This window comes from Mesorhizobium sp. M0317 (assembly GCF_040321555.1).
In the GTDB taxonomy this organism is placed as follows: domain Bacteria; phylum Pseudomonadota; class Alphaproteobacteria; order Rhizobiales; family Rhizobiaceae; genus Mesorhizobium.
Genome location: NZ_JAMYRV010000046.1, coordinates 16,975 through 42,888, shown reverse-complemented (window position 1 = coordinate 42,888; position 25,914 = coordinate 16,975). Strand labels below are relative to the sequence as shown.

23 protein-coding genes are annotated in these 25,914 nt (G+C 63.9%); 10 read left to right on the top strand and 13 right to left on the bottom strand.

Going from position 1 to position 25,914, the window contains the following annotated elements; all coding sequences use genetic code 11:
* Positions 1–204 precede the first annotated feature (204 nt).
* Entirely contained in the window at positions 205–1,701 is a 1,497-nt protein-coding gene (locus tag NKI88_RS25870) for an FAD-linked oxidase C-terminal domain-containing protein (RefSeq protein WP_352513113.1), read from the bottom strand.
* 222 nt (positions 1,702–1,923) lie between these two features.
* Complete coding sequence (locus tag NKI88_RS25865) at positions 1,924–3,246, bottom strand: DUF3422 family protein (protein ID WP_352658237.1); 1,323 nt, start codon at positions 3,244–3,246, stop codon at positions 1,924–1,926.
* Between the two features lie 205 nt (positions 3,247–3,451).
* Between NKI88_RS25865 and NKI88_RS25860 the strand changes: the two genes are divergently transcribed.
* The 3 genes from NKI88_RS25860 to NKI88_RS25850 are packed head-to-tail and all read left to right on the top strand — an operon-like array spanning position 3,452 to position 6,221.
* A complete protein-coding gene (locus tag NKI88_RS25860) occupies positions 3,452–4,249 on the top strand; it encodes an FCD domain-containing protein (protein ID WP_023729098.1) in 798 nt (265 codons plus the stop codon).
* Positions 4,250–4,261: 12 nt separating this feature from the next.
* On the top strand, positions 4,262–5,398 hold the full coding sequence (locus tag NKI88_RS25855) for an alpha-hydroxy acid oxidase (RefSeq protein WP_023727716.1): 1,137 nt from the start codon (positions 4,262–4,264) through the stop codon (positions 5,396–5,398).
* 55 nt (positions 5,399–5,453) lie between these two features.
* The gene (locus NKI88_RS25850) at positions 5,454–6,221 is read left to right on the top strand and encodes a metallophosphoesterase family protein (RefSeq protein WP_023804492.1); all 768 of its coding nucleotides are present in this window, start codon (positions 5,454–5,456) and stop codon (positions 6,219–6,221) included.
* Here the strand turns inward: NKI88_RS25850 and NKI88_RS25845 are convergent.
* Both NKI88_RS25845 and NKI88_RS25840 read right to left on the bottom strand, forming a co-directional pair.
* Entirely contained in the window at positions 6,218–6,358 is a 141-nt protein-coding gene (locus NKI88_RS25845) for a hypothetical protein (protein WP_006206855.1), read from the bottom strand. The genes NKI88_RS25850 and NKI88_RS25845 overlap by 4 nt on opposite strands.
* A gap of 277 nt (positions 6,359–6,635) precedes the next feature.
* On the bottom strand, positions 6,636–7,334 hold the full coding sequence (locus tag NKI88_RS25840; RefSeq protein ID WP_023701293.1) for a type 1 glutamine amidotransferase: 699 nt from the start codon (positions 7,332–7,334) through the stop codon (positions 6,636–6,638).
* Between the two features lie 86 nt (positions 7,335–7,420).
* Between NKI88_RS25840 and NKI88_RS25835 the strand changes: the two genes are divergently transcribed.
* The 4 genes from NKI88_RS25835 to NKI88_RS25820 all read left to right on the top strand — a co-directional run bounded on the left by NKI88_RS25835 (position 7,421) and on the right by NKI88_RS25820 (position 11,447).
* On the top strand, positions 7,421–8,068 hold the full coding sequence (locus NKI88_RS25835; protein WP_352658232.1) for a hypothetical protein: 648 nt from the start codon (positions 7,421–7,423) through the stop codon (positions 8,066–8,068).
* Positions 8,069–8,099: 31 nt separating this feature from the next.
* Positions 8,100–8,834, top strand: a complete 735-nt coding sequence (locus NKI88_RS25830) for a 16S rRNA (uracil(1498)-N(3))-methyltransferase (RefSeq protein WP_023715634.1) — start codon at positions 8,100–8,102, stop codon at positions 8,832–8,834.
* A gap of 114 nt (positions 8,835–8,948) precedes the next feature.
* Positions 8,949–10,322 carry a glutamate--cysteine ligase gene (locus NKI88_RS25825; RefSeq protein ID WP_023670558.1) on the top strand — a complete coding sequence of 458 codons (1,374 nt, stop codon included), beginning with the start codon at positions 8,949–8,951 and terminating at the stop codon, positions 10,320–10,322.
* 90 nt (positions 10,323–10,412) lie between these two features.
* A complete protein-coding gene (locus NKI88_RS25820) occupies positions 10,413–11,447 on the top strand; it encodes a DUF937 domain-containing protein (protein WP_352658229.1) in 1,035 nt (344 codons plus the stop codon).
* Positions 11,448–11,681: 234 nt separating this feature from the next.
* Here NKI88_RS25820 and NKI88_RS25815 read toward each other — a convergent pair whose 3' ends face one another.
* A complete protein-coding gene (locus NKI88_RS25815) occupies positions 11,682–11,972 on the bottom strand; it encodes a DUF1127 domain-containing protein (RefSeq protein WP_023670560.1) in 291 nt (96 codons plus the stop codon).
* A gap of 178 nt (positions 11,973–12,150) precedes the next feature.
* On the opposite strand from NKI88_RS25815, the gene NKI88_RS25810 reads away from it, so the two are divergent.
* Positions 12,151–13,107, top strand: coding sequence for a LysR substrate-binding domain-containing protein (locus NKI88_RS25810; protein WP_023670561.1), 957 nt, complete (start codon positions 12,151–12,153; stop codon positions 13,105–13,107).
* A gap of 6 nt (positions 13,108–13,113) precedes the next feature.
* Here NKI88_RS25810 and NKI88_RS25805 read toward each other — a convergent pair whose 3' ends face one another.
* On the bottom strand, positions 13,114–15,312 hold the full coding sequence (locus NKI88_RS25805) for a bifunctional diguanylate cyclase/phosphodiesterase (RefSeq protein WP_352658226.1): 2,199 nt from the start codon (positions 15,310–15,312) through the stop codon (positions 13,114–13,116).
* A gap of 91 nt (positions 15,313–15,403) precedes the next feature.
* Here NKI88_RS25805 and xseA point away from each other — a divergent pair, with 91 nt between their 5' ends.
* Positions 15,404–17,077, top strand: a complete 1,674-nt coding sequence (gene xseA, locus NKI88_RS25800) for an exodeoxyribonuclease VII large subunit (RefSeq protein ID WP_352658223.1) — start codon at positions 15,404–15,406, stop codon at positions 17,075–17,077.
* Positions 17,078–17,085: 8 nt separating this feature from the next.
* Positions 17,086–18,204, top strand: a complete 1,119-nt coding sequence (locus NKI88_RS25795) for a DmpA family aminopeptidase (protein WP_352658220.1) — start codon at positions 17,086–17,088, stop codon at positions 18,202–18,204.
* Between the two features lie 33 nt (positions 18,205–18,237).
* Here the strand turns inward: NKI88_RS25795 and NKI88_RS25790 are convergent, their stop codons facing one another.
* The 7 genes from NKI88_RS25790 to NKI88_RS25760 form a co-directional block, all read right to left on the bottom strand.
* A complete protein-coding gene (locus tag NKI88_RS25790) occupies positions 18,238–18,480 on the bottom strand; it encodes a DUF768 domain-containing protein (RefSeq protein WP_023670565.1) in 243 nt (80 codons plus the stop codon).
* 621 nt (positions 18,481–19,101) lie between these two features.
* Positions 19,102–19,995, bottom strand: a complete 894-nt coding sequence (locus NKI88_RS25785) for a sugar phosphate isomerase/epimerase family protein (RefSeq protein WP_352658217.1) — start codon at positions 19,993–19,995, stop codon at positions 19,102–19,104.
* A 66-nt stretch (positions 19,996–20,061) separates the two neighbouring features.
* Positions 20,062–21,000: an ABC transporter substrate-binding protein gene (locus tag NKI88_RS25780; protein WP_023670567.1), complete on the bottom strand. Its 939-nt coding sequence runs from the start codon at positions 20,998–21,000 to the stop codon at positions 20,062–20,064.
* Between the two features lie 76 nt (positions 21,001–21,076).
* Positions 21,077–22,069: an ABC transporter permease subunit gene (locus tag NKI88_RS25775; RefSeq protein ID WP_023715631.1), complete on the bottom strand. Its 993-nt coding sequence runs from the start codon at positions 22,067–22,069 to the stop codon at positions 21,077–21,079.
* Positions 22,066–23,562: a sugar ABC transporter ATP-binding protein gene (locus NKI88_RS25770; protein ID WP_352658255.1), complete on the bottom strand. Its 1,497-nt coding sequence runs from the start codon at positions 23,560–23,562 to the stop codon at positions 22,066–22,068. Before NKI88_RS25770 ends, NKI88_RS25775 begins: the two co-directional genes overlap by 4 nt.
* 44 nt (positions 23,563–23,606) lie before the next feature.
* A complete protein-coding gene (locus NKI88_RS25765) occupies positions 23,607–24,986 on the bottom strand; it encodes an FGGY-family carbohydrate kinase (RefSeq protein ID WP_352658214.1) in 1,380 nt (459 codons plus the stop codon).
* Positions 24,983–25,765 carry a DeoR/GlpR family DNA-binding transcription regulator gene (locus NKI88_RS25760; RefSeq protein ID WP_023701285.1) on the bottom strand — a complete coding sequence of 261 codons (783 nt, stop codon included), beginning with the start codon at positions 25,763–25,765 and terminating at the stop codon, positions 24,983–24,985. Before NKI88_RS25760 ends, NKI88_RS25765 begins: the two co-directional genes overlap by 4 nt.
* Positions 25,766–25,914 lie beyond the last annotated feature (149 nt).

Below are 25,914 nucleotides of genomic sequence, written 5' to 3'. Positions count from 1 at the left end.
CGAGTTCCTTCGCGCCCCCCTCTGTCCTGCCGGACATCTCCCCCACTTGGGGGGAGATTAGCAGCTTTGGCGACCGCGCCTCTCTAGCAACGTCGAAGATTGGCGAAGGCAGAGATGACTGGTGATCTCCCCCCTTGTGGGGGAGATGTCCGGCAGGACAGAGGGGGGCGCGAAGGATCGCCGACGTGAGACATTCCGCCCCCATCAAAACCTCGGAATGTCCGGAAACGCCACCTGGCCGCGATGCACGTGCATGCGCCCAAGCTCCGCGCAGCGGCGCAGTTGTGGAAACACCTTCCCGGGGTTGAGCAGATGGTTGGGGTCGAAGGCGCATTTGACGCGCATTTGCTGGTCGAGGTCGATCTGGTTGAACATCTCCGGCATCAAATCGCGCTTCTCGACGCCGACGCCGTGCTCGCCGGTCAAGACGCCGCCGACCTTGACGCAGAGCCGCAAGATGTCGGCGCCAAAACTTTCCGCCTTGTCGAGTTCGCCCGGCACGTTGGCGTCGTAGAGGATCAGCGGATGCAGATTGCCGTCGCCGGCGTGGAAGACATTGGCGACGCCAAGGCCGTATTTCTCCGACAGTTCGCGCATGCCGGCGAGCACACGCGGCAATTCCTTGCGCGGGATGGTGCCATCCATGCAGTAATAGTCGGGCGAGATGCGGCCGACCGCCGGGAAGGCCGCCTTGCGGCCGGCCCAGAAACTCAGCCGCTCCTGTTCGGATTGCGAGATGCGGCAGGTGGTGGAGCCGTTCCTATAGGCGATCGCTTCGACGAGACCGATCAGGTGATCGACCTCGACGCCCGGCCCGTCGAGTTCGACGATCAGCAGCGCCTCGACATCAAGGGGGTAGCCGGCATGGACGAAATCTTCCGCGGCATGGATCGCCGGCCGGTCCATCATCTCCATGCCGCCAGGGATAATGCCGGCGCCGATGATGTCGGCGACGCATTGGCCGCCCTGCTCGCTGGTCGGAAAGCCGATCAGCAGAGCGCGCGCCGTCTCCGGCTTCTTCAGGATGCGTACCGTGACCTCGGTGACGACGCCGAGCAGGCCTTCGGACCCCGTCATGACGCCGAGGAGATCATAGCCTTCCGAGTCCAGATGATTGCCGCCCAGGCGCACCACCTCGCCGTTCATCAGCACCATCTCGATGCCCAGAACATTGTTGGCGGTCAGGCCGTATTTCAGGCAGTGCACGCCGCCGGAATTTTCCGCGACATTGCCGCCGATCGAGCACGCGATCTGGGAGGATGGGTCAGGGGCGTAGTAAAAGCCCTCCTGCTCGACGGCAATGGTGATGCCAAGATTGGTAACGCCTGGCTGAGCGACGACGATGCGGTCGGGATAGTCGATGGCCAGAATGCGGTTGAAGCGGCTCATGACCAGCAGCACGGCATCCTCGAGCGGCAGCGCGCCGCCCGACAACGAGGTTCCGGAGCCGCGCGGCACGACACGGATGTTGCGGTCGTTGCAGTATTTCAAGATGCGCGACACCTGCGCCACCGTTTCCGGCAGCACCACGACCAGCGGCAATTGCCGGTAGGCGGTGAGGCCGTCGCTTTCGAAGGCGCGCATCTCATTGGTGGCGTCGACGACGCCCTCGCCCGGCACGATGATGCGCATGTCGGCGACGATCTCCGCCCGCCTTCGCATAGTGGCGTCGTCTGGCTTGGGCATGACAAGGCCGGACATCGGCGGCGTTCTCCGCTTGGCTGGTAAAAATCTTTTACCAGTTACATCTGGATGTTGCAAACACCGCATTGGGCAAAGAGCGTACTGCCGGCCTTCCGCAGCGGCAATCTGCCGCTGGCCCGGCAGGGCGGATAGTCCAGCGCCTTGCCCTTCGCTGGCTCAGGGCGTTCGAAGCTCGAAAAGCCAAGCAATTGGCTTTTCGTCCGCTGCGCGGACCGCTTCTCACTCCCCCGGATGTTTCGCCGGCTCGGAGTGCATCCGCCTGACTCGCCGCACGCCCCACCAGACCAGCAGGATGGCGACCGGCACCGCGACGGCCGTGACGACTTCGGGCGCAATGGCATGGCCGAAGATCGAGGCGCCCTTGGCAAGGTAGGAGATCAGACCGACGACATAGTAGGACACTGCTGCCACCGACAGGCCCTCGACCGTCTGCTGCAACCGCAGTTGCAGCCGGGCGCGGTTGTTCATCGACGCCAGCAGATCGCGGTTCTGCTTCTCGACCTCGACATCAACCCAGGTGCGCAGCAGCGTCGTGGCGCGGGTTAGTTTGCGCGACAGGTTGGCCTGGCGCTCCTCGACCGAACGGCAGGTGCGCATGGCAGGCGCCACCCGCCGCTGCAGGAAGCCGCCCCAAGTGTCGTAGCCGGGCACGGCTTCTTCGTCCAGCGCCTCCAGCCGCTCGACAACGATGCCGTCATAGGCGCGGCTGGCGCCGAAGCGATAGAGGCTGGAGGCGGCATCGGCTTCCAGCTCGGCGGCAAGCTCGGTCAGGTCGGCGAGCAGCGTCTGGCTGTCGCGGGTTTCAGTGACCTTCATTTCCAGCGTGGTCTGCGCCAACCGGTCTTCGATGCGGCGGGCGCGGCTCGACAGGGTCAGCGCCAGCGGCAGGCCGAGCATGGCAAGCGTGCGGTAGGTCTCGACGTCGATCAGCCGCTGCGACAGCGCCCCGGTCCGCGCCGGCGTCAGGCCGCGATCAAGCACCAGGATGCGGGTCAGGCCGTCGCCGTCCTGGCGGAAATCGGTGACGATGGCCGCATTGCCGCGCTCGACCAGCGAATAGCAGAGGCTCGTCGGGTCGAAGGCCGCAATCAGCTTCTCGCTTGCCGGCGTCCATTTGCGGATCTCCAGCCTTATGCCTGAGATCACCGTTCCCGGCGGCGAGAACCCGTTGCCGAAAGGAGAATCCTCCTGCGCCCTGCCGCTTTCGGCAAGCGGCCCTTCCCAAAGATAGGTCGAGAATTCCGTATGCCGCTCCCAGCGCAGCGTACCCTTGCCCCACTTCATGGCGTGGTGGCGGGCATGACGGTCGGGCGCCGCGATGCCGAGGCGCCGCGACAGTTCGGAGAGCACGGCCATGTCGACGCCGGAGCCGCCCTCGGTCATGAAGGCGAGTTGCACAAGCACGCGCGGCTTCTCGATCAGCGGATGCGGCCGGGCATGGACCTCGCCGATCGCGCCGGGCCGTCCCTCATGCGCGGGAAAGCCCATCACGCTGCCCTGGGCGCGCGGCTGGAATTCGAGGTTGGACGTCTCGTCCGACACGGTGGTCCCCCTGTTCTCGACCCTTCGTGTGATGGCGTCCTCTAAAGGCAATCCATGAGGCGCGTAAACACCAAAGTCTAGCATCGTAGGTCCTGCCGGCGCGACGCGCAGACCGACCCGATTGGGCAAATTGGATAAATAATTTGACCAGTTGGCGACGCTGGCTTTATCTTGCGCGACGCCGGTTCAATTTCCCAGGCCCCCGTTGAGCGATATTTTCTCCAGGATCGAGCATTCGCGCACCGCCGACGAGGTGGTGCAGCAGATCGAAAGCCTGATCCTTGAAGGCGTGCTGCGCACCGGCGACCGGCTGCCGGGCGAGCGCGAGCTGGCGCGCCAGTTCGACGTGTCGCGGCCGATCCTGCGCGATGCGCTCAAGGCGCTGGATGGGCGCGGGCTGCTGATCACCAAGGCCGGCGGCGGCACCCATGTCGCCGACGTCATCGGCCAGTTGTTCACCAAGCCGGTGACCGACCTCATCTCGATGCACCGCAAGGCGGTGACCGACTATCTGGAATACCGCCGCGAGATCGAAGGTGTTGCGGCCGAATATGCGGCGCGGCGCGCGACAGCGGACGACATTGCGCTGCTCGACCGCATCATGGCGCGCATGGACGAGGCGCACCGCACCGGCGATTTCGACGACGAGGCGGAAATCGACGTCGAGTTCCACCATGCTGTGTGCGAATGCGCGCACAACATCATCCTCTTGCACACGCTGCGCTCCTGCTACCGGCTGCTGTCTGAAGGCGTGTTCCAGAACCGGCTTCTGGTGTTCAGCGTGCCCGGAGCGCGCGAGGCGCTGCTGGCCCAGCACGGCGCGATCTACAAAGCCGTGAAGGCCGGCGATCCCTCAGCTGCCCGCCAGGCGGCGATGGACCATATCTCCTATGTCGAGCGCTCGATGCTCGAGGCCGAACGCAGCGGCGACTGGCAGCGCGTGTCGCGGCTCAGGCTTAAGCAGCGCTCCGACGCCGACGACGGCTTCAAGACGACTGGCTAACGAGGAACCACCATGAGCGACATCCTCACCATTGCCGATCTCAAGGACCTGGCGCGCCGGCGGGTGCCGAAGATGTTCTTCGACTATGCCGATTCCGGCGCCTGGACCGAAAGCACCTACCGCGCCAACGAAGAGGACTTCCAGAAGATAAAATTCCGTCAGCGCGTACTGGTCGACATGAGCAACCGCTCGCTGGAATCGACCATGATCGGCGAGAAAGTGGCGATGCCGGTGGCGCTTGCCCCAACTGGAATGACCGGCATGCAGCATGCCGATGGCGAGATGCTGGCCGCGCAGGCGGCAGAGGAATTCGGCGTGCCGTTCACGCTGTCGACGATGAGCATCTGCTCGATCGAGGATGTCGCGTCGGTGACCAAGAAGCCGTTCTGGTTCCAGCTCTACGTGCTTCGCGACAAGGATTTCGTGCTCGACCTGATCGACAGGGCGAAGGCTGCAAAATGCTCGGCGCTGGTGTTGACGCTCGACCTGCAGATCCTGGGGCAGCGCCACAAGGATGTCCGCAACGGGCTGTCGGCGCCGCCCAAGATGACGCTGGCCAACATTGCCAACATCGCCATGCGGCCACGCTGGCTGATGGGCATTGCCGGCACCAAGCGCCGCACCTTCCGCAACATTGTCGGCCATGCCAAGGGCGTCGGCGACGTCGCTTCGCTGGCATCGTGGACGACGGAGCAGTTCGACCCGCATCTGTCGTGGAAGGATGTCGCCTGGATCAAGGAACGTTGGGGCGGCAAGCTGATCCTGAAAGGCATTCTCGACAAGGAGGACGCGCTGATGGCGGTCGAGACCGGCGCCGACGCCATCATCGTTTCCAACCATGGCGGGCGCCAGCTCGACGGCGCATCGTCGTCAATCATGGCGCTGGAAGAGATCGCCGATGCCGTCGGCGACAGGATCGAGGTGCATATGGACGGCGGCATCCGCTCGGGCCAGGACGTGCTGAAGGCGCTTTGCCTCGGCGCCAAGGGCACCTATATCGGCCGCCCGTTCCTGTACGGATTGGGCGCCATGGGCAAGCAAGGCGTGACCCTGGCGCTGGACATCATCCGCAAGGAGATGGACATCACGCTGGCACTGTGCGGCAAACGGCTGGTGACCGAGATGGGCAAGGACCAGTTGCGGCGATAGGGTCTTGTTCACCGATTAGACCCTAGCCTCGCTGGATCACGGAGACGAAGCCGCCTTGACCGAGACCGGCATCCACTACCTCGACGCGCGCGCACCCGATGGCATGCGCCTCTATGCGATCGGCGACGTGCATGGCCGGCTCGACCTGCTCGCGGCCATGCATCGCCGCATCGAGAGCGAACTCGAATACAAGCCGACCAGCGATTGGCGCGTCATCCACCTCGGCGACTATGTCGACCGCGGACCAGAGTCCAAGGGCGTCATAGACTTCCTGATCGAGGTACAGAAACGCGATCCACGGCATCTGATGCTCGCCGGCAACCACGATATCGGCTTCCTCGATTTTCTCGACGAGCCTGACCCGGAAGGGCTGTTCATCCGCTATGGCGGCGTGCAGACGGCACAATCCTATGGCGTCGACCTAGCGGGACACGCAAGCTGGTTCGGCAAGGCCGAGGCGTTACGGCGGGGACACCAGGCACTGGTCAATGCTGTACCGCAAGCCCATGTCGACTTCCTGCGGTCGCTGCAATTGTCACTGATATCAGGTGATTTCTTCTTCTGCCATGCCGGCGTCAGGCCTGACGTGCCGCTGGAGAGCCAGAGCCCGCAGGATCTGGTCTGGATCCGCGACGTCTTCCACAACCATCCAGGGCTTTACCCGAAGGTGATCGTGCACGGCCACACACCGGTGCCGCAGGCGGAGGTGATGCCGAACCGCGTCAATGTCGACACGCTCGCCTGGCAGTCAGGCATGCTCAGCGCGCTCGCCGTGGACGGCGCGGACAAGCGTATCCTGACTGTGCAGGGAAAAGCGTTTTAGCGAAGCGCGGCGGTGACGCCGTAGCCGTCGACGGCCTGATGGTTGTTGGCTGCATCGGCGGAATAAATGCCGAGACCGCACAAAACGATGGCAGACAGCATGACAAAGGACAGAAGCGCTGCTTTCACGGACGTCATCTCTAGTTGAGCTTCCTGCATCTGGGCACGAGGCGGTTACCAATGGGTTGAAACCGAGAATTCGTCTCAAAGTTTCGACGATTTCGCGCTTGTAGGTCGATTCTGTATCGGCGGTGTGTCGCGCGGATCACACAGAAGGTTCATCGCGGTTGCATTGCCGATGCATAGCGCGCGCCTTGTAGGATGGCGTTCGGCCACAAACCAAGGACGAAAGAAGTTGTCCCCGGCAGATTCCCCGCCGCGTGCCAATTATGCAACGGCCGCGCGTTGGCTGGGTTCAGATCGTCGCCACCCAGGCGCGGGCAATGGCCAAGCCCGCGGCATCAGCCTCGGGGCCGTTGCGTGCCATTTCGCTGTCGAGGCGATCGTGCCAGTCGGGATGGCGATCGGCAATCAGCGGCGCGAAGGACGTGCTCCAGTCCCTCACCATCGGCCGGTCGGCCTCGAAATGGAACTGGAAGCCGTAGACGGCGCGGCCGATTCGGAACGCCTGGTTCTCGGCAATTTCGCTGCCGGCAAGCCGCACCGCATTTGACGGCAGCGCGAAAGTGTCGTCGTGCCATTCGAAGATGGGGAAATCCTGGGGAAGTGCGCCAAGCACCGGATCGGTTCTGGCGTCCGGCGTCAGCGATACCTTGTGCCAGCCGAATTCCGAGGCGCCGCCGATCTGGTTCTCACCGCCGAAAGTGCGGGCAACCAACTGGCTGCCCAGGCAGATACCGAGAACCGAGCGATCCTTGGCGGCGAAATCGCGGGTCAGTTCGAGCAGCGCCGGGAAATACGGGTAGTCATCGTCGGCCAGCGCATTCTGACCGCCGCCAAGCATCACCATGGCATCGTGTCCGGTCGCGTCGTCCGGCAGCGCATCGCCCTTGTAGGGCCGGCGCAGGTCGAGATCGGCGCCGGCTTCGGCGAGCGCGGCACCAACCTGGCCAAGGCCGGTGTTGTCGTAGTTCTGGACCACCAGCACCCGCATCGCAAAACCCTGCTGACATGAAATGACGCGACGAGCGATATCATGTCGCCCGTATTGCAGCCAAGATGCGTATTCGGGAGAGAGCTATGCCACTGCAGAACCGGGTCGATCCGTTCGGCGCCATCCATGCCATATCCGAGCGCGGCCTGTTCACCGGCAATCGCGGCATCATCCACGATCCTGAGACCAAGACGCTGCTGAAAAAGCGATGGGCGTTGCCGGCCTGGATCATCTGCGAGTGCAAGTTCCGCGACGTGCGGCGCGAGCCGATGGGCAGGAACAGGCCGGGCGGCAGGGCCGGCTGGACCGAGTTGTTCTTCCTCGACGAGGTGACGGCGCTGGCCGCCGGGCACCGTCCCTGTTTCTATTGCCGGCGTGAGCGAGCCACGGATTTTGTCGGGCGTTTCGGCAAAGTCTTCGGTGTAAACGAACCGCGCGCGCCAATGGTGGACAAGCGGCTGCACAAGGAGCGGCTGGCTTCCGGCGGCAAGCCACCTGATGTCACCATGGGAGAGCTTGCCGAATTGCCGGACGGAGCGATGATCGCGGATGGCGGCTCGGCCTATGCGCTGCGCGGCGGCAACGCGCTGCCCTGGTCGTTCGCAGGCTATGGCGATGCGGCGGCCTTCGACAGCCTTGCCGGCCGGTCGCTGCGCCTGCTCACACCGGCCACGACCGTTTCGGTGCTGCGGCACGGTTTTGAACCGGTGTGGCATCGTTCCGCCGAGACTTGACGCCAGGCACCGCCTCGCCCATTCCTCGGCGATGCGCGCCAATTACAAGATGCAGCGGCTGTTCGTGCCGGACGACCTCGCGGCAGGCATCGAATTCGATGCCGGCCAGCAGCAGAGCCATTATCTCACGCATGTGCTGCGGCTCGGCGAAGGCGCCGAGATCCTGGTCTTCAACGGCCGCGACGGCGAGTGGTCGGCGGCGATTGCCACCAGGTCGAAAAGGGCGGTGCGGCTGAAGGTGCTGGCCTCGCAGAGACCGCAACCGCCCCTGCCTGACCTGATCTATTGCTTTGCGCCGCTGAAACAGGGCCGGCTCGACTATCTCGTGCAGAAGGCGGTCGAGATGGGCGCCGGCATCCTGCAGCCGGTGATCACCCAGCACACGCAAGTGGCAAAACCCTCCATCGACCGGCTGCGCGCCAATGTCGTCGAGGCGGCCGAGCAATGCGGCATACTGGCGGTGCCGGAAGTGCGCGAGGCCGAGAAATTCGAGCGCCTGCTCTCCGGCTGGGACAAGGAACGCCGGCTTATCTTCTGCGACGAGGATGCCTCGACCAACAACCCGCTGCCGGCATTGCAGGCAATACCTGAGAGGAAGCTGGCGCTGCTGGTCGGGCCGGAAGGCGGCTTTTCCGATGACGAACGCAAGATGCTGCGGGCGCTCCCCTTCGTCACTGCCATCCCGCTCGGACCGCGCATCCTGCGCGCTGACACAGCAGCTGTAGCGGCGCTTGCGGTGATGCAGGCGACGGTCGGAGACTGGTAAGAAGCGTAAAGATCAATTCCTGTTGACCTGTGGCTCAGGATTTTTCGCTTGATCGGCTGCTGACATTTCGTCCATTTAGCGCCGGCGGGCTCCGAGAGCCGCAGAGGGGGCCCCATGGCGCGCGACACAACCGATTTCCGGCCAATCGAAGGCATCGACGAACTGGTCGAGCATCTGGCCGAAGGCAACAAGCCGCGCGACAAGTGGCGCATCGGGACCGAGCACGAGAAGTTCCCCTTCTATGTCGACGGCAACGCGCCGGTGCCCTATGGCGGCGAGCGCGGCATCCGCGCCATCCTCGAAGGCATGCAGCAAAAGCTCGGCTGGGACCCGATCATCGATGACGGCCGCATCATCGGCCTGGTCGAGCCGACCGGCCAGGGCGCGATCTCGCTCGAGCCGGGCGGCCAGTTCGAGCTGTCGGGCGCGCCGCTGGAAACGATCCACCAGACCTGTCGCGAGGGCAATGCGCATCTGGCGCAGGTACGCGAGATCGCCGAGCCGATGGGCATCCGCTTTCTCGGCCTCGGCGGCAGCCCGAAATGGTCGCTGGCCGAGACGCCGAAAATGCCGAAATCGCGCTACGAAATCATGACCCGCTACATGCCCAAGGTCGGCACCAAGGGTCTCGACATGATGTATCGCACCTGCACCATCCAGGTGAACCTCGACTTCGAAAGCGAAGCCGACATGCGCCGCAAGATGCAGGTGTCGCTGAAGCTGCAGCCACTGTCGACGGCGCTGTTTGCCAACTCGCCCTTCACCGACAGCCGGCCGAACGGGCTGCAGAGCTGGCGCGGCGACATCTGGCGCGACACCGACAACCAACGCTCGGGCCTGCTCGAATTCTGCTTCTCGCCCGAGTTCGGCTTTGCCGACTATGTCGAATGGGCGCTCGACGTGCCGATGTATTTCGTCATCCGCGACGGCCACTATCACGACATGACGCACATCACCTTCCGCCAGTTCATGGCCGGCGTTGCCCGCAATGAAGTACCGGACGGACTGCCGACCATGGGCGACTGGGCGAACCATCTGTCAACGCTGTTCCCTGACGTCAGGCTGAAGCGCTTCCTCGAAATGCGCGGCGCCGATGGCGGGCCGTGGCGCCGCATCTGCGCGCTGCCGGCCTTCTGGGTCGGGCTGCTCTATGACGAGGCCGCGCTCGACGCCGCCGAGGCGCTGACTTCGAGCTGGACCTATGAAGAAACGCTGGCGATGCGCAATGCGGTGCCGGAACAAGGCATTTCCGCGCCGTTCCGCAACACGACGCTGCGTGAGATCGGCCGCGATGTAATGACCATTTCGCGCCTTGGGCTGAAAAATCGCGGCAGGAAGAACCGCGACGGCTATGACGAGACCTCGTTCCTCAACACGCTGGACGAAGTCGTGGCGCGCGGTACCACCAGTGCCGAGGAAATGCTGTCGGCCTACCACACGCGCTGGGGCGGCTCGATCGAGCCGGTGTTCATGGAATATGCGTATTAGCGTCGCGCCTTGAGCAGCGGCAAAAGCCGCTTCAATCGAACATCGAAACGAACTAGGTTCTCCCTGGAGGATTTCCGGGAGGAGAAACCGATGCCTACCTTGTTCGACATATTGGCGCAGGCGCAGAACGGCAACGGCATGCAGGCGCTTGCCCAGCAGTACGGGCTTTCCATGCAGCAGACGCAGGCGGCTGTCGCCGCTCTGCTGCCGGCCTTCTCGCAAGGGCTGCAACGCAACACCGCCGATCCCTATGGGCTCGGCGCCTTCATGACGGCGATGGCGAGCGGCCAGCACGCCAAATACTTCGAGGACGCGACCAGGGCTTTCTCACCGCAAGGCGTCAATGAGGGCAATGGCATTCTGGGTCATCTGTTCGGCTCGAAGGAGCTGTCGCGCGCGGTGGCCAGCCAGGCCGCGCAGGCGACCGGCGTCAGCCAGCAGATCCTGCAGCAGATGCTGCCGGCCATCGCTTCGATGGTGATGGGCGGATTGTTCAAGCAGACGACAAACCAGTTGACCGGGGGTCAGATGCAGGCCGCCGGTGGCTTCGGCGGTGGCAGCAATCCGCTCGGCGAGATCATCGAACAGATGATGCGGCAGGCGGGCGGCGGGGCACAGCCTGCGCCGCCAGCACCCAATCCTTACGGTGAGAACCCGCTGGGCAAAGTGCTGCAGGACATGTTCGGCGGCGGCGCCCAACAGCCGCAAAGCCAGCCGCAACAGGCGCCCAACCCCTATGGCGACAATCCGCTCGGCAAAGTGCTGCAGGACATGTTCGGCGGTGGCGCGGCACAGCAACCGCCGGGCCGGCCGCGGCAACCAACACAGCCGCAACAGACGCAGAGCCCTTACGGCGACAACCCGCTGGGCAAGATTTTTGAAGAGATGATGCGGCAAGGCGGTGGTGGCGGCTTCGGCCTGCCCGGTGGGCAGCCGGCGCCGCAGCAGGCACCGCAGGAGCGCCAGGCGCCGCAACCGCAGGCCAATCCGAGCGGCAGGCCACGCAATCCGTTCGACGATATTTTCGGCAAGATGTTCGAGACCGGCGCCCAGCAGCGCGACGACTATCAGAAGGGCGTGGAAACGATCTTCGACCAGTTCAAGCGGGACATGGACCGGCGGTAGTTGGCGGTAGTTGGGCGCTGACCTTAGCGGCTTCGGAGCAAGGAACGAAGCGACGCGGCGCAGACCGCACGATGACGACGGAGCTTTAAAAGAAAAAGCCCGGTCCTGGAGGAGGACCGGGCCAGTGTGCAGGCTGGCCGGCGGGGAACCGGCAGGGAGTGGGGAGCCTGCTATACTCGTTGGTCGCGGCGAGCCTGAGAAAGGTTCACGGCAACCGAAACAATGCGCCCGATATCACGCTATCTGGCGGGCGAGATCTTCGATCGTATCGGCACGATCGCTCGCAATCGCACGCAGCTTCACGGTCGGATCGGCGCCGAACGGCACATCGATGGCGACATGGAGGTCCGCGCGCGTCAGGCCGATATCGGCGAGTTCGGCGTCCGACATCTCGCCGAGGCGATAGAAGGCCCGGCGATTTTTCCAGGCCTGGTAGGCATTGAGAAGGGTGTTGGCCACGCGCGTCGCAACGGCCGGACGCGAGGTGATGCGCGAGGTCTCGGTGGCGAAATCAAACGTGGTCATGTCGGTCTCCTTCAGACTCGAACTGGACAAGACCAGGCGATCGGCGCTGGGGACAGCGGCCGTTCCGGTCTCGATTCACATGCTTTCATGTGGACAATGTGAATTTGCCACGCACCGATTGATTAATCCAACGAATGTTTCTAATCTTTAGCATCAACGCTAGTGATGGATTGGACCGATGAAAGCGCCACTCGATCTCGACCAGTTGCAGACCTTCATCTCGATTGCCGATACCGGCAGCTTTACCCGCGCGGCCGAGGAAGTGCTGCGCACGCAATCGGCGGTGTCGATGCAGATGCGCCGGCTGGAAGAGCGGATCGGCAAGCCGCTGTTCGAAAAGGACGGCCGCACCAACAGGCTGACTGAGGAAGGCGACAAGCTGCTCTCCTACGCGCGCCGCCTGCTCTATCTCAACCGCGAAACGCTGGCCGCCTTCGATGACCAGCGGCTCGAAGGCACCATCCGCATCGGCACCCCCGACGACTATGCCGACCGGTTCCTGCCCGAAATCATGGCACGCTTCACGCGCTCCAACCCACGCGTCGAGCTGACCGTCATCTGCGAGCCGACACCAGGCTTGGTCGAGCATATCAAGCGCGGCAATCTCGATCTTGCGCTGGTGACGCACAACGACACGCGCGGCCAGTCGGAAGTGGTGCGGCGCGAGCCGCTGCTATGGGTGACCTCGGCCAACCATGCCACGCACGAACAGGAAGTGCTGCCGATGGCCTTCGGCCGGCCGAACTGCATCTGGCGGCGCGCCGCCGTCGATGTGCTCGACCGGCAAAGCCGCGACTATCGAATCCTGTTCACCAGCTTCTCGGCCACCGTCATCACCGCCGCGGTGCTGTCGGGACTGGCGATCTCGGTGCTGCCGGAATGCGCGCTGCGGCCCGGCATGCGGGTGCTGGGCGAAGCCGACGGTTTTGGCGCCCTGCCCGACTGCCGCATCGGCATCATGCGCGGCCAGACCTCGCGGCCCGAAATCGTCGACGCGCTGGCCCGGCACATCTCGGAAAGCCTCGACAATATTTCCGTGCCGCTCGGCGAAGAAACGGGAAGCTTCGATTTTGCCTCGCTCGCCTTCGCCAAGATGAAGCGGAGCAAGCCGAACCAGATCCTGCCTGGCTGGTAGGAACGATCAGGCCGACGCTGCCGCTTCCGTCGTTGCGTTGGCCGACGACAGGCCGGGCAGCGCCACCAATTGCGCCGGCTCCAGCGGCGGCGACAAGAGGTAGCCCTGCAGCTGCTGGCAGCCCATGGCGACCAGCAGCGCCTTTTGCACCTCGGTCTCTACTCCCTCGGCGGTGACCTCAACCTTGAGCGCGCCGGCGAGATCGATCAGCGCCTTTACGATGGCGCCCGAATTGCCGTCGCCGTCGAGAAGCCGCACGAAGGAGCGGTCGATCTTGAGCTTGTCGATGGCATGGCGGCGCAGATAGCTCAGCGACGAATAGCCGGTGCCGAAATCGTCGAGCACAATGCCGACGCCCGACTGGCGCAAGGCTGCCAGAGCCGCTCTGGTGGTGTCGTTGTTTTCCAGGAGAACGTTTTCGGTGATCTCGAGCTGCAGGCGCTTCGGCGCCAGTCCCGTTTCGGCGAGGATCGAGGCAACCTCTTCGGCAAAGCCGGCGTCGCGCAATTGCAGCGGCGAGACATTGACGGCGAGCCACGGCAGTTTGGTCTTCACGGCGAAGCGGCAGGCTTCCAGCAGGGCCCATGCGCCGAGCTGCCCGATCATGCCGCGTTCCTCGGCGATGGCGATGAACTGCGCCGCCGGCAGTGCGCCATGGACCTCATGCGCCCAGCGGATCAGCGCCTCGGCGCCGACAATGGTCTTGCCATCGCTGGCAAAGACCGGCTGGTAGGCGAGCTTGATACCGGTGCCGCCATTTAGCGCGCTGCGCAGCTCGCTCTCGACCTTGCGCTTGCGCAGCAAAAGGTCGTCCATGTCGCCGGCGAAGACCTGGTACCGGCCACGGCCGTTCTTCTTGGCTTCGTAGAGCGCGATGTCGGCCTTGCGCAGCAGATCGTCTGCATCGGCATCAGGGCCTGTCGACAAGGCTATGCCGATGCTGGCGCTGATAAAGACCTGATCGTCCATCAGTTTGAACGGCTCCTGCAGTTTCTGCAGCACCCTCTCGGAAACATCCTCTGCGTTCCTTACGTCGCGGACATCGATCAGGATCACCGCGAATTCGTCGCCACCCAGTCTTGCCACCGTGTCGACGTCGCGAACCGTATGCTGAAGCCTGGCCGCCGTCTGGCGCACGAGTTCGTCGCCTGCCGGGTGACCAAGCGTGTCGTTAACATGCTTGAAGCGATCTAGATCGAGATAAAGCAGCGCGACCTTGCTTTCATTGCCGGAGGTAAGCAAGGCACGCCGCAGCCTGTCCTCGAACAGTGCCCGGTTGGGCAGGCCGGTGAGCGTGTCGTGAAAGGCGAGATATTGCGCCTGGGCCTGGCTGGTCTGCAGCGCCGATGACGCACGGCGCAGACGCCGGAGCAGAAAGGCGAGCACGCTCGCCGCAACCAGCGCGGCCAGAGCCAGGGCCGGGCTGGCCTTGCCCACCAGCGTCAGGCCGGGCCGTTCCTGGTCCCAGGCAATATAGCCGAGGATGACACCCTGTTTGTCGATAAGCGGGATGGCAGCCGAGCCAAGCGGCTGAGCCATCGGCAGGAGATGCGCCCCCGCCAGGAGATATTTCTGCGCGATCTTGCCGATCACCGCGTCGTTGATGAACTCTATGGAGACATGCAGATATTCGCTGCCGGATGCTTGGGTGACGCGATCCGAACTCGGCACCAGAGGCATGACGCTGAGTATGGCAGGCTGACCGCCAAGCGAGACCAGATCGTCGGCAACGAATTTTGCGCCGGCCTGGCTTGCGTCCTTGCTCATCATCTGGCGCAACCTGGCGATTGTCGGCCGCAAAGCGGGTTCGTCCTCGCCAAAGACGACAGGCGACACGACCTTCCCTTCGCGCATGGCGTGGACCGGCCGGTTGGCGTCGTCCAGCACATAGACCCGGTTGTGGCCGTAATACGAGTACATCCAGACGCTGAGATTCTCTGCCATCCAGGTCTGGTTGCCGGCCTTGGCGTTGATAACGGAATCATCCCAGACGGCGACGCTTTCCTGCTCGCGCTTTACCGCGGCGATCTGGTCCTGCAGGCCGTTGGCCAGGAAAACCTTCTGCCGCTCGAGCGAGACCCGGTCGGCCTGCATGGTGGCGTAAAGGCCGAAGCCGACAACGATGGCCAGTGCAAAAACGGCAAGCGTCAGCACCGTCAGGGTGACCTGGAACGTCAACGGGCTGCGTTGTCTGCGGGCGCTCATGCGTCCTCCTTGGCCCAGAGTCAATCAGGACAGGCTTAAGATCAAGTTATGGAATCTTGACGCGGAGCGACAACAGCCGCTCAATCGGCCGATGAGCGACGCAGAATCCGAATCACGAACCAATGCCACCGAATACACGGTGAGCGAGATTTCCGGCGCGCTGAAGCGTACGGTCGAGGATGTCTTCGGCCATGTGCGGGTGCGCGGCGAAATTTCCGGCTATCGCGGGCCGCACTCTTCCGGCCATGCCTATTTCACCCTGAAGGACGACCGCGCGCGGCTCGATGCCGTGGTCTGGAAAGGCACGATGAGCCGGCTGAAATTCCGCCCCGAAGAGGGGATGGAGGTGATCGCCACCGGCAAACTCACCACCTATCCCGGCAAATCCAACTACCAGATCGTCATCGACAATCTAGAACCCGCCGGCGCCGGGGCGCTGATGGCACTTTTGGAAGAGCGCAAGCGGCGACTGCAGGCCGAAGGGCTGTTCGATGCCGGCCGCAAGCGGCGGCTGCCCTTCATGCCGCGCACCATCGGCGTCGTCACCTCGCCGACCGGATCGGTGATCCGGGACATCATCCATCGCATCAAGGACCGCTTTCCGCTGCATGTGCTGGTCTGGCCGGTGAGAGTGCAGGGCGAGACGGCGGGGGCGGAAGTGACGGCGGCCGTCAACGGCTTCAACGCGCTGGCCTGGGATGGAGCGATTGCCCAGCCCGACCTTCTGATCGTGGCGCGCGGCGGCGGCAGCCTCGAGGACCTCTGGGGGTTCAACGATGAAGGGCTGGCGCGCGCCGTCGCTGCCTCGCGCATCCCGGTGATTTCGGCTGTCGGCCACGAGACCGACTGGACCTTGATCGATCTCGTCGCCGACATGCGGGCACCGACGCCGACAGGTGCGGCGGAGATCGCGGTGCCGGTGAAAGCGGACCTCGAAGCGACAACAGCCAGTCTTGGCGCACGGCTCAAAGCAGCTACCTTGCGCAATTTCGAACGCAAGCGGCAGGCCTCGCGTGCGGCCGCCCGCGCGCTGCCCTCGCCCGACCAGTTGCTGGCGCTGCCGCGACGGCGGCTGGACGAGGCGGCCAGCCGGCTTAGCCGGGGGCTGATGGTCTCCACCGAAAGAAAGCAAGCTCGGTTCTTCGCCGTGAAGCTCACTCCGGCAACGCTGTCGCGGCGAATTGCCGAGGCGCGACGCACCAACGACCGCAACCTTTTGCGCGCCCAAGGGGCGCTGCGCGCATTGGCGAGAGCCCGGCGCGCGGAGTTGAATCGTGCGGCGGATCAGTTGCCAAAATGTGCGAAAGCATCCCTGCAACGGCACAGGCAGCAACTGGCTTTGCTGCAAGGCCGCATTACGATCGAGCCAACGGCACGGCGGCAAACCGTGCAGAGGGATCTTCTGACAGCTTTGACGAGACGCGGCACGCAAGCGGTACTGCTCAGGCTGGAGCGACTGCGCGGCCGCATCGTCCAATCCGAGAGGCTGATGGCAACGCTGTCGCACAAGGCTGTGCTGGCCCGCGGCTTCGCGCTGGTCAAGGATGCCGACGGCGCGGTGATCAAACTGGCAGTTGATGTGGCGCCGGGCGCTGGCCTGCAGCTGGAGTTCGCCGACGGCATCGTAAATGCAGTCGCGACCGGCGACGCCGAGCGGGTGCAGGCCGTTGCCAAACCAGCGGCCACGCCGCCCGCCAGCAAACCCGCCGCAAAGCCGACGGCCAGCAAACCGAAAGAACCGGGCAATCAGGGCTCGCTTTTTTAGAGGACCGCATGACCGGACATGACCCGCATCTTCAAACGCCGGCGGGCAAGCCGCGCGCCCGTGCTTTCGGCATTGCCTTCGAGGGCACGCCGGGCGGCTTCAACACCATCACCGATGTGCCCGGCGTATCGGTCGGCTATGCGACGCTGATTTCCGGCGAGGGTCTGCTCGAGGTTGGCACGGGGCCGGTGCGCACCGGCGTCACCGCCATCCTGCCGCGGCCGTTGGCTGAGCTCGCCACGCCGGTGTTTGCCGGTGTCTTCAGCCAGAACGGCAATGGCGAGTTGACGGGGTCGCACATTATCGAGGAAGTCGGCGCCTTCAACCTGCCCGTCACGATCACCAACACGCATTCCTGCGGCGTCACCCGCGACGGCACGCTGCGTTGGATGCAACGCGTGCTGCCGGCGGCGCTCGACAGCGGCTGGGGCCTGCCGGTTGCGGCGGAGACCTATGATGGTTTCCTCAACGACATCAACGGTCATCACGTCGGCTTCGAACATGTCGAAGCCGCGCTCGACGGTGCCGCCGGTGGAGCGATCGAGGAAGGCAGTGTCGGCGGCGGCACCGGCATGATTGCCTTTGGCTTCAAGGCCGGCTCGGGCACGGCATCGCGCATCGTCGAGTGGCAGGGCATCAGGCATACGGTCGGCGTATTCGTGCAGGCGAATTTCGGCAAGCGGCGCAATTTCACACTGCGCGGCGCCCGCGTCGGGCCCGATCTGGTAGAGCCGGCGATGCGCGAAGGCACGCCGCGTGCCGAAAAGGGCTCGATCATCGCCATCGTCGCCACCGATGCGCCATTTCTGCCGCACCAGCTGAAGCGGCTGGCAAAGCGCGTGCCGCTCGGCATCGCCATGACAGGCGGCTTCGGCTACCACAGTTCGGGCGACATTTTTCTGGCCTTCACCACCGCCAATCCGCAAGCAGCACTTGCACCGTCGGGACGAACCGCAAACGCCGCTTACATCCCGGACGTCGATATCGATCCGTTCTTCGATGCGGTGGCGCAAGGCGTAGAGGAGGCGATCCTCAATGCAATGGTCGCCAATGAGGATATGAGCGGACGCGACGGCAATTTCGTGCCGGCGCTGCCGAAGGCCTGGCTGAAAGATCGATTTGGATAGAGGACAAGGCCTGGCGGCGCCAGGCCTGTTGCGTCACGGCTTGGCCGCGTTGCTCTGGTCGGCCTCGGCCGCCTCTTCGAGCCGCGATGCGATCAGTTCCTGGATGTCGCCGACTTCTTCCTGGATATCTTCCAGCGGAATGCCGACCTCAGCGGCCTTGGCCGCGCACTCCTTGGCGAGGGTCTCGGCCTGCTTCTCGATCTTTACCGGCGAGTGCTGGCAGTGGACCTTTTCACCGATCCATCCGCGCAAGAACTCGATCGCATGTTCACTCATACTGCTTTTCCCTGGCGGCTATGCCGGTTGGTAACCGTAAACGTCCGCACCCGGTAAAGGATGCATGCTGCCATTCGAACCGAGTCGGCTTCGCCCGGCAAGTTGATCTTGTCGGAGGTCCGAAGAGCCGAATGAAGGGAAGGGTTCAATGAGCACGTTCTGATTGTTTGATAGAGTGGTGCGTTGGCCGGGATCGGCATCGGCTCTATGCTGTTGTTCTTACGATCTTTTCCTGCTGTCGACGGCCGATTTGTATCACAATAGGGATCACAACGCGTAACACATTTTCTGCTGCTTCGTGGTACACTGCCACAGCTACACGGTCGAAGCCGCCGCTATATAGTGACATCATTATGCGATGTCGACTCTATCAGCCATCCTGCTGCTTTCCGCCGCGCTGTGTCAAACGTCATCCCCGTCCAGTATGGAGATTGGATGGCCCCGGAGGGCGTATGAAGATGTTGATTTTATTGCGTTTCGTGGGCCAAAATCAGAAAGCTCTCGTCAGCGTCACCCCGCTCGACTGCCTCCGCCACACTCAGCGCCTCCGACGTCGATTCCTTGCACGTAAGGCGCGGGCCGGATGAACGACAACATTGGCGCTTTGGCAGCGCGCTCCTGCTAAGGACGATGTCTCGATGCAACAAGCTCTGCCTTTCGCTGCGCCGTCTCCAGACCGATTGAGATGAAGGCGCGCGCATGCCGGGCCAATTCCATATTGTCGGACCACAGATTGCGCCAGATCGCGGTCTTCCGTGACAGGTTCTCGTCGACGATCTTCGACGAGAAGGATTCAAAGCTGAGGTCGTCCCTATAGCCGATCGCGGTCAGCGCATCGAAGATGGCGGCAAAGTCGATATTGCCGGTGCCGAGGAAACCGCGATGGCTCTCGCCGATATGGACATAACCGATCTTGTCAGCGGCATGGCGGATAGCCAGTCCGACATCGGCCTCCTCGATGTTCATGTGGAAGGTATCGAGATGGAGGAAGATGTTGTCGGAGCCGGTGTCCGAGATGAAGGCCAGGCCTTGTGAAGCGGTGTTGAGCAGATTGCTTTCGAAGCGGTTGACGATCTCCAGATTGAGCGTGACGCCGGCGGCCTTGGCCGTCTCCGCAACCTTCGCAAGTGTCCCCGCGCTGCGGTTCCACTGATCGCGCGTCGGCGCCTGCGTCTGCAAGCCGTGGCTGGTACTGAGGATGCCGCCAATCTTCTGGCCGCCGAGATCGCGGGTGAGCGCGATCGTCTCGTTGAGGATCTTGACGCCGCGCGCGGCAACCGCCTTGTCGGCACTCGAAATGTCGCCGTCGGCCGGCAGGCCGATGCTGATCGCCACGCCAAGCTTGAGGTCGGCGATGCGCCTGGCCAGCCCGCCAACGTCGACATTGGCCGGGTCAAGATAGGAGAACTCGATCAGGTCGAAACCGGCCTCCTTGGTGTTGGCCAGCGTCCGTTCGAGGTCGCCTTGCGCCGAACTCGCCGACCAGACGAAGGAATGAATACCGATGCGCGACATGATCGTCTCCCGTTTCTGGAATTGAGATGCGGCCGGGTTGCCCCGGCCGCATCGGCCTTGGGAGGCTTAGCGGGCTGCGGTCCAGCCCTTGTAATCTTTCAGGTTCTCGGCCGTGATCAGCTTCGGGTCGAGCAGCACGGTCGGCTCCGCCGGCTTCTTGCCGGCAAGCAGCTCAGCCGCCATCGTCAGCGACTGGCCAGCCATCACGTAGGGATCCTGCGAAGCCGAGGCCTTGATCATCGAGGTGCCGGAAGCGAGTTCCTTCTCGATATCGGGAGCGCCATCCACTGCGGTGAAGATGAACTCCGAGCGATTGAGCTGCTTGGCCGCAAGCTGGGCGCCGATCGCCGTCGGATCGTTGATGGCAAACACCGCATCGATCTTGTCGAAGCGGGTGAGCAGCGACTGGAAGACCTTCAGGCCGCCGTCGCGCGAGCCTTCGGCATTCTGGTCGTCGGAGAGGATCTTGATGTCGGGGTGTTTTGCAAGGACGTCCTTGCAGCCCTTCACCCGCTCCAGGATCGACGACGACGCCGGGCCGTTGAGGATGACGTAGTCGCCCTTGCCGCCGGTGTGGTCGACCAGATACTGGCAGGCCTCTTCGCCGGCCTTGACGTTGTTGGTCATGACGGTGACGTCGGCGCCTGGCGCCGAGACGTCGAAGGCGGCAACGACGATGCCCGCTGCTTGCGCCTTCTTCACCGCCGGGCCGATCGCCTTGGCATCGACCGCATTGAGCATGATGACGTCGACGCCGGCGGCGATGAAGGAATCGACCTGAGAGACCTGCTTGTTGAGGTCGTAGTCGGCCGACACTGACGTCACCTCGACCTTCGGGTTGATCTTCTTGGCCGCGTCCTCGATGCCCTTGATGGTGGCGACGAAGAAGGGGTTGCCGAGCAGGCCGACCGAGATGCCGACCTTGTTGAGGTCCTTGGCCGATGCGGGCGCGATGGCGGCAGCCGCGAGTGCGACGCCGCAGAGCAGTTTAGCGATGGTCTTCATTGCTTTCCTCCAATTGCCCCGCGCCTCTCACGGTGCGTTACACAAACCGGTCGTTTACGCCGGCGACCAAGGTCAATCACGTTCTCGCTCCTGCCTGGAGCCTGTAGCGGTCGAGGGCGACTGCCACGATGATGACCAATCCCTTGATGATGTACTGCCAGATGTCCGAGACACCGGCCAAGATAAGCCCATTGGAGAGCACCGCTATGATCAGGCCGCCGATCAGCGTGCCCCAGATCGAGCCGACGCCGCCGACGAAGCTGGTGCCGCCGAGAATGACCGCGGCGATGGCATCCAACTCGTAGGACTGGCCGAGTTGCAGCCCGTTGGCCGCATAAAGCCGGGCCGCTGACATGGCGCCGCCAAGGCCGGCCAGCAGGCCGGAAACGCCATAGACAAAGAGCAGCACCAGCGGCACCTTGATGCCGGTCAGCCGCGCCGCTTCGGCATTGCCGCCGACGGCATAGATCCAGGTGCCGAGCACGGTGCGCTTGAGCACCAGCCAGGACAGCACCACGACCGACAAGGCGATGATGACCAGCCAGGGAACGCCGAACAGCGTACCGTTGCCGATGAAGTCGAACGGCAGGTCCGAGTTGAACACCGTGGTGTCCTGGCCGAGCAGGCGGGCGACGCCGCGCACAGCGGTCAGCGACCCCAGCGTGACGATGAAGGGCGGCAGTCTGATATAGGCGATCAGCAGCCCGTTGATGACGCCGAAGCCGAGGCCGACGAGAATGGCCGCCGGCACGCCCAGCAGTCCCCAATCAGGCACCAGCGACACCATCACCGCCACCATCGCCGAGGCGGCAAGTATCGAGCCAACGGACAGGTCGATCCCGCCGGTCAGGATGACGAAGGTCATGCCCGCTGCCAGCACAATGTTGATCGACGATTGCTGCATGACGATCAGCAAATTGGTCTGGGTGAAGAAGCGCGCGTTCATCAACTGAAAGCCGACCGCCAGCAGGATCAGGATCGGCAGCATGCCAAGGGCGGCGAAGGCGGTGCGCAACCGCCGGCTCCTGCCGACAGCCTGGCCACTGATCTCGGTCGCCTTGTCGGTCATCCCTTGGCCGCTCCCGTTGCAAGTTCCATGATTGCTTCCTGGCGCAGCGGCTGGTCTTTGGACGCCGTCACCTCGCCGGCGATCGTGCCGTCGCGCATTACCAGCACGCGGTCGGCGACGCCGATCACCTCCGGCAGTTCGCTGGAGATCATCAGGATGGCGATGCCCTTTTTGGCGAGATTGTCGATCAGCCGGTAGATTTCCGACTTCGCTCCGACATCGACGCCGCGCGTCGGTTCATCCAGGATGACCACTTGCGGCTCGGTCTCGAGCAGGCGGGCAAGCAACACTTTCTGCTGGTTGCCGCCCGACAGCGAACCGGCATTGGCCTGTACCGACCTGGTGCGGATGGAGAGATCCGAAACGGCCGTGGCAGCACGTCTCTCGGCGGCTTTGAAATCCCGCAAGCCGCCGGGCCGCGCATCCCTGGCCAGCACGCCCATGCTGATGTTGTCGGATATCGACATGTCGAGGAACAGGCCGAGCTCCTTGCGGTCCTCGGTGAGATAGGCGATGCCGGCATTCAGTGCCTCGCTTGGCGAGCCGATGGTTACGGGCTTGCCGTCGAGTTCCAGCGTGCCGGCGATGCGTCTGTCGGCGCCGAAGATCAGTCGCGCGAGTTCGGTGCGGCCCGAGCCGACAAGGCCAGCCAGAGCCAGTACCTCGCCCTTGTGCAATTCGAAGGAGCAGTTCTTCAGGAGATTGCCGTCCGCCATGCCGCGCACCGACAAGGCGACCGCGCGCTTGCTGTCCGGCGGGCGATGATCCTTCCTGTAAAAAGCGGACAGGTCGCGGCCAACCATCATCGAGACGAGGCGCGAGGCGTTCAGCTCGGCGCGCTCGAGTGTGCCGACATAGCCGCTGTCGCGCAGCACGCTGACACGGTCGGCCAACTGGTAGACCTCTTCCATGCGGTGGCTGATGTAGATGATGGCGATGCCTTGCGACTTCAGCGTCGCGATGACCTCGAACAGACGGTCGGTCTCGCGCGAGGTCAGAGAGGTGGTTGGCTCGTCCATGACGATGATGCGCGCGCTGGTCGAAAGCGCGCGGGCGATTTCGACCAGCTGACGCTCGCCGAGCGACAGGCTGGAAACCTGGGCTCTTGCGGTGAAGGACACGCCGAGACGCTTGATGATCTCATTGCTGCGCCGGTAGCATTGGTCGCGGTCGACGATGCCGAAACGCCTCGGCTCATTGCCGAGGAAGATGTTCTGCGCGACCGTCAGGTTGGGCGCCAGCGACAGTTCCTGATAGATAACCGCAATGCCGTGAGCCCGCGCCTTGATCGGGTCGCCGGTGGCGACCGGCACGCCGTCAATCAGTATCTCGCCGCCGGCATCAGGCCGATAGGCACCGGACAGCACCTTCATCAAAGTCGACTTGCCGGCACCGTTTTCACCCATCAGCGCATGGACTTCGCCGGCATGGACGGTCAGCGACACGTCCTGCAAGGCGCGGACTGGCCCGAACGTCTTCGAGATGTGCCGCATTTCCAGCACTGGCTGGCGCGTGACTTCGGCCTGAGCAGCGACGATCACCGTGCGCCTCCCGCTGCCGCGCGGGGGATGCCCTGCTCGCCGATGAGGCCACGCCATGTGTCGCGATATCGGGCAAGTCCGGTGAAGCTTGCGGCACGCACGGGCTCCGGCACTTCCGCGGCAAATTCGCGGCCGACGGTCTCGAAGGCCAGCGCCGCCGCCCCGGTGGCGCTGCCCTCCAGTGTGGCCCCTTGCAGGAAGGCCTGGCTGGGACGCAGTTGCGCCACTAGCCCGGCGAGCAGGCCGCCAGCGTTCAGTCCGCCATCGACGATCACGGTGTTATCCGAATGGATCTGGTCGAGGCAGAGGTCGACCATCAGCGCGACGTAGAGCAGCGCCACGGCTGCGCGTTCCTCGGCGCTTGGCATGCGGCCGACCAATTTGCCGGCGCGGCCGGGCATTGGGCCGCCCGGCGCGAAGCTCGGCAGCGCCATGCTGCCGGCGTTGATCACCCGCTGCACTGTCGCCGGCGCGATCGCGCCTTGCCAGCCGTCGCTGATCGTGGCGAATTCGCGCCCGCCCATAAAGCGGATGGTCGGCACAGGGCCGCCGTCGACATCGACATTGACCAGCATGTCGCGCTGGCCATCGAGCGCGTCGAGCAGGCAATCCGGATTAAGCACGACGACCCAGGTGCCGGTCGAGACGACGGTGACCGGGCCAAGCTCCTGCCGGCGATAGGCATGGAGCGCGGCATTGCTGTCATGGACACCATTGTGGATGGCGATCCGCCGCTTCGTATCGCCGAGGCGTTGCTCGCCGACAACCGAGCCCGCCCGCTCGAAAGCGGGCATCCGGTCGCGCCAGCCCTCAATGTCGACCAGCGAACTGAAGTCGCGCTTGCGCGGCGCCCATAAATGCGAGTGGCAGCCGAGATAGGACACTTCCGAGACCGCCCGGCCGCCAAACCGCCAGCTCCAGTATTGTGGATAGCCGAGGATCGATTTCGCGGCCATGAATGCACCGGGTTGCACCGCCTGTAGCCACAGCATGTGGCGACCGCAGTTGAAGCCGAGCGGCAATCGCGGCGAGAAGGTCTCGGTGAAATCCGGAACGAGGCGATCGATTTGCGCGGCAATATCAGCCGGCGGCTCTTGCTCGTAATCGAGTATCGGATGCGTCAGCGCCGCCTCGTCGATCAGGGCAAAGGTGCAGCCATGGCCCGACACCATCACGCCCTCTACGCCATGGATGTCGGCGGCCTCGCTTACGGCGCGAACCGCCCAATCGTGAAGTGCTGCCTCATCAAGCACGCTGAAGCCATCTTTGCGCATCCAGTTCGGCCGGGTCCGGCGCTCGTCGACGATGCGCCCGTCCTGAGCGAAGACGAACAGCTTCGAATTGGTCTTGCCGAAATCGAGGACGGCCATCTTCACTGGATGGCTCCCGAAGCCGAGGCGATGCGCACCATGACGCCCGCGTCTTCCAGCATGCGAGCGTCGACGTCGGACAGGCCGTCATCGGTCACCAGCGTGCCGATGCGCGACAAGGGCAGCGCGATGTTACGGGCGTGGATCGACAGTTTGCGGCTGTCGGCCAGCACCACGATCTGGTCGGCACACAGGCTGAGATCGGCGATGGAGCGGACCAGCAGCGGGTGCGATTCCAGCACGCCCTCCTGGCCAAGGCCTTGCGCGCCGAGAAAGAACTTCGATGCGTAGAACGGCTCCGCCTGGGTCGGTGAATGGATGATGCCCGGCTCACGATGCAGATCGCCGCCGGCAACGGTCAGGCTGCAATGGCCGTGGTCGCTCAGATAGGCCGCGAGCGGCATCGAATTGGTATAGAGACGGATGCTGCGCTCAGCCAGCTTGACCCCAAGGTGGAAGCAGGTCGAACCGCCATGCACGATGACCGCATCGCCGTCGCGCACCATCGTGGCCGCGAGAGCGGCGATCTGCCGCTTGGCCTCGACCGCGAGGTCGCGGTTCTCGTCATAGGGTCTGGCATAGGCAACACCCGCCTGTGAAGCGCCGTCGAGCGCCGAGATGCCGCCATAGACCTTCCGTGCTTCACCGGCCTCGTCGATCTTGTCGATGTCGCGCCGCACCGTCGCCGCCGACACGCCGAGCTGCTCCTGCAGTTCGCGCACCGACGCGAAGGGGCGATCCCGCAGCAACTCGACGATCTGACGCTGGCGGCCGGAGTCGCTCAATCGTTTTCCTCCCGGAAGCCGTTTTTGCCACGGCGTTTGACGTAACTTACTCAACATCTTTCCGATTGCAAGAACCTTTGATGACATTAGATCACTATTGACGTAAGTCGCTCGCATCTGCGATACACATCAACATCCCACGACGGGTA

Bases quoted from the DNA above. Each gene is read 5' to 3' on its own strand.
- NKI88_RS25870 (WP_352513113.1), bottom strand. From the start codon at position 1,701: ATGTCCGGCCTTGTCATGCCCAAGCCAGACGACGCCACTATGCGAAGG.
- NKI88_RS25855 (WP_023727716.1), top strand. From the start codon at position 4,262: ATGAGCGACATCCTCACCATTGCCGATCTCAAGGACCTGGCGCGCCGG.
- NKI88_RS25845 (WP_006206855.1), bottom strand. From the start codon at position 6,358: ATGACGTCCGTGAAAGCAGCGCTTCTGTCCTTTGTCATGCTGTCTGCC.
- NKI88_RS25840 (WP_023701293.1), bottom strand. From the start codon at position 7,334: ATGCGGGTGCTGGTGGTCCAGAACTACGACAACACCGGCCTTGGCCAG.
- NKI88_RS25835 (WP_352658232.1), top strand. From the start codon at position 7,421: ATGCCACTGCAGAACCGGGTCGATCCGTTCGGCGCCATCCATGCCATA.
- NKI88_RS25830 (WP_023715634.1), top strand. From the start codon at position 8,100: ATGCGCGCCAATTACAAGATGCAGCGGCTGTTCGTGCCGGACGACCTC.
- NKI88_RS25825 (WP_023670558.1), top strand. From the start codon at position 8,949: ATGGCGCGCGACACAACCGATTTCCGGCCAATCGAAGGCATCGACGAA.
- NKI88_RS25820 (WP_352658229.1), top strand. From the start codon at position 10,413: ATGCCTACCTTGTTCGACATATTGGCGCAGGCGCAGAACGGCAACGGC.
- NKI88_RS25815 (WP_023670560.1), bottom strand. From the start codon at position 11,972: ATGACCACGTTTGATTTCGCCACCGAGACCTCGCGCATCACCTCGCGT.
- NKI88_RS25810 (WP_023670561.1), top strand. From the start codon at position 12,151: ATGAAAGCGCCACTCGATCTCGACCAGTTGCAGACCTTCATCTCGATT.
- NKI88_RS25805 (WP_352658226.1), bottom strand. From the start codon at position 15,312: ATGAGCGCCCGCAGACAACGCAGCCCGTTGACGTTCCAGGTCACCCTG.
- xseA (WP_352658223.1), top strand. From the start codon at position 15,404: ATGAGCGACGCAGAATCCGAATCACGAACCAATGCCACCGAATACACG.
- NKI88_RS25795 (WP_352658220.1), top strand. From the start codon at position 17,086: ATGACCGGACATGACCCGCATCTTCAAACGCCGGCGGGCAAGCCGCGC.
- NKI88_RS25790 (WP_023670565.1), bottom strand. From the start codon at position 18,480: ATGAGTGAACATGCGATCGAGTTCTTGCGCGGATGGATCGGTGAAAAG.
- NKI88_RS25785 (WP_352658217.1), bottom strand. From the start codon at position 19,995: ATGTCGCGCATCGGTATTCATTCCTTCGTCTGGTCGGCGAGTTCGGCG.
- NKI88_RS25780 (WP_023670567.1), bottom strand. From the start codon at position 21,000: ATGAAGACCATCGCTAAACTGCTCTGCGGCGTCGCACTCGCGGCTGCC.
- NKI88_RS25775 (WP_023715631.1), bottom strand. From the start codon at position 22,069: ATGACCGACAAGGCGACCGAGATCAGTGGCCAGGCTGTCGGCAGGAGC.
- NKI88_RS25770 (WP_352658255.1), bottom strand. From the start codon at position 23,562: ATGCGGCACATCTCGAAGACGTTCGGGCCAGTCCGCGCCTTGCAGGAC.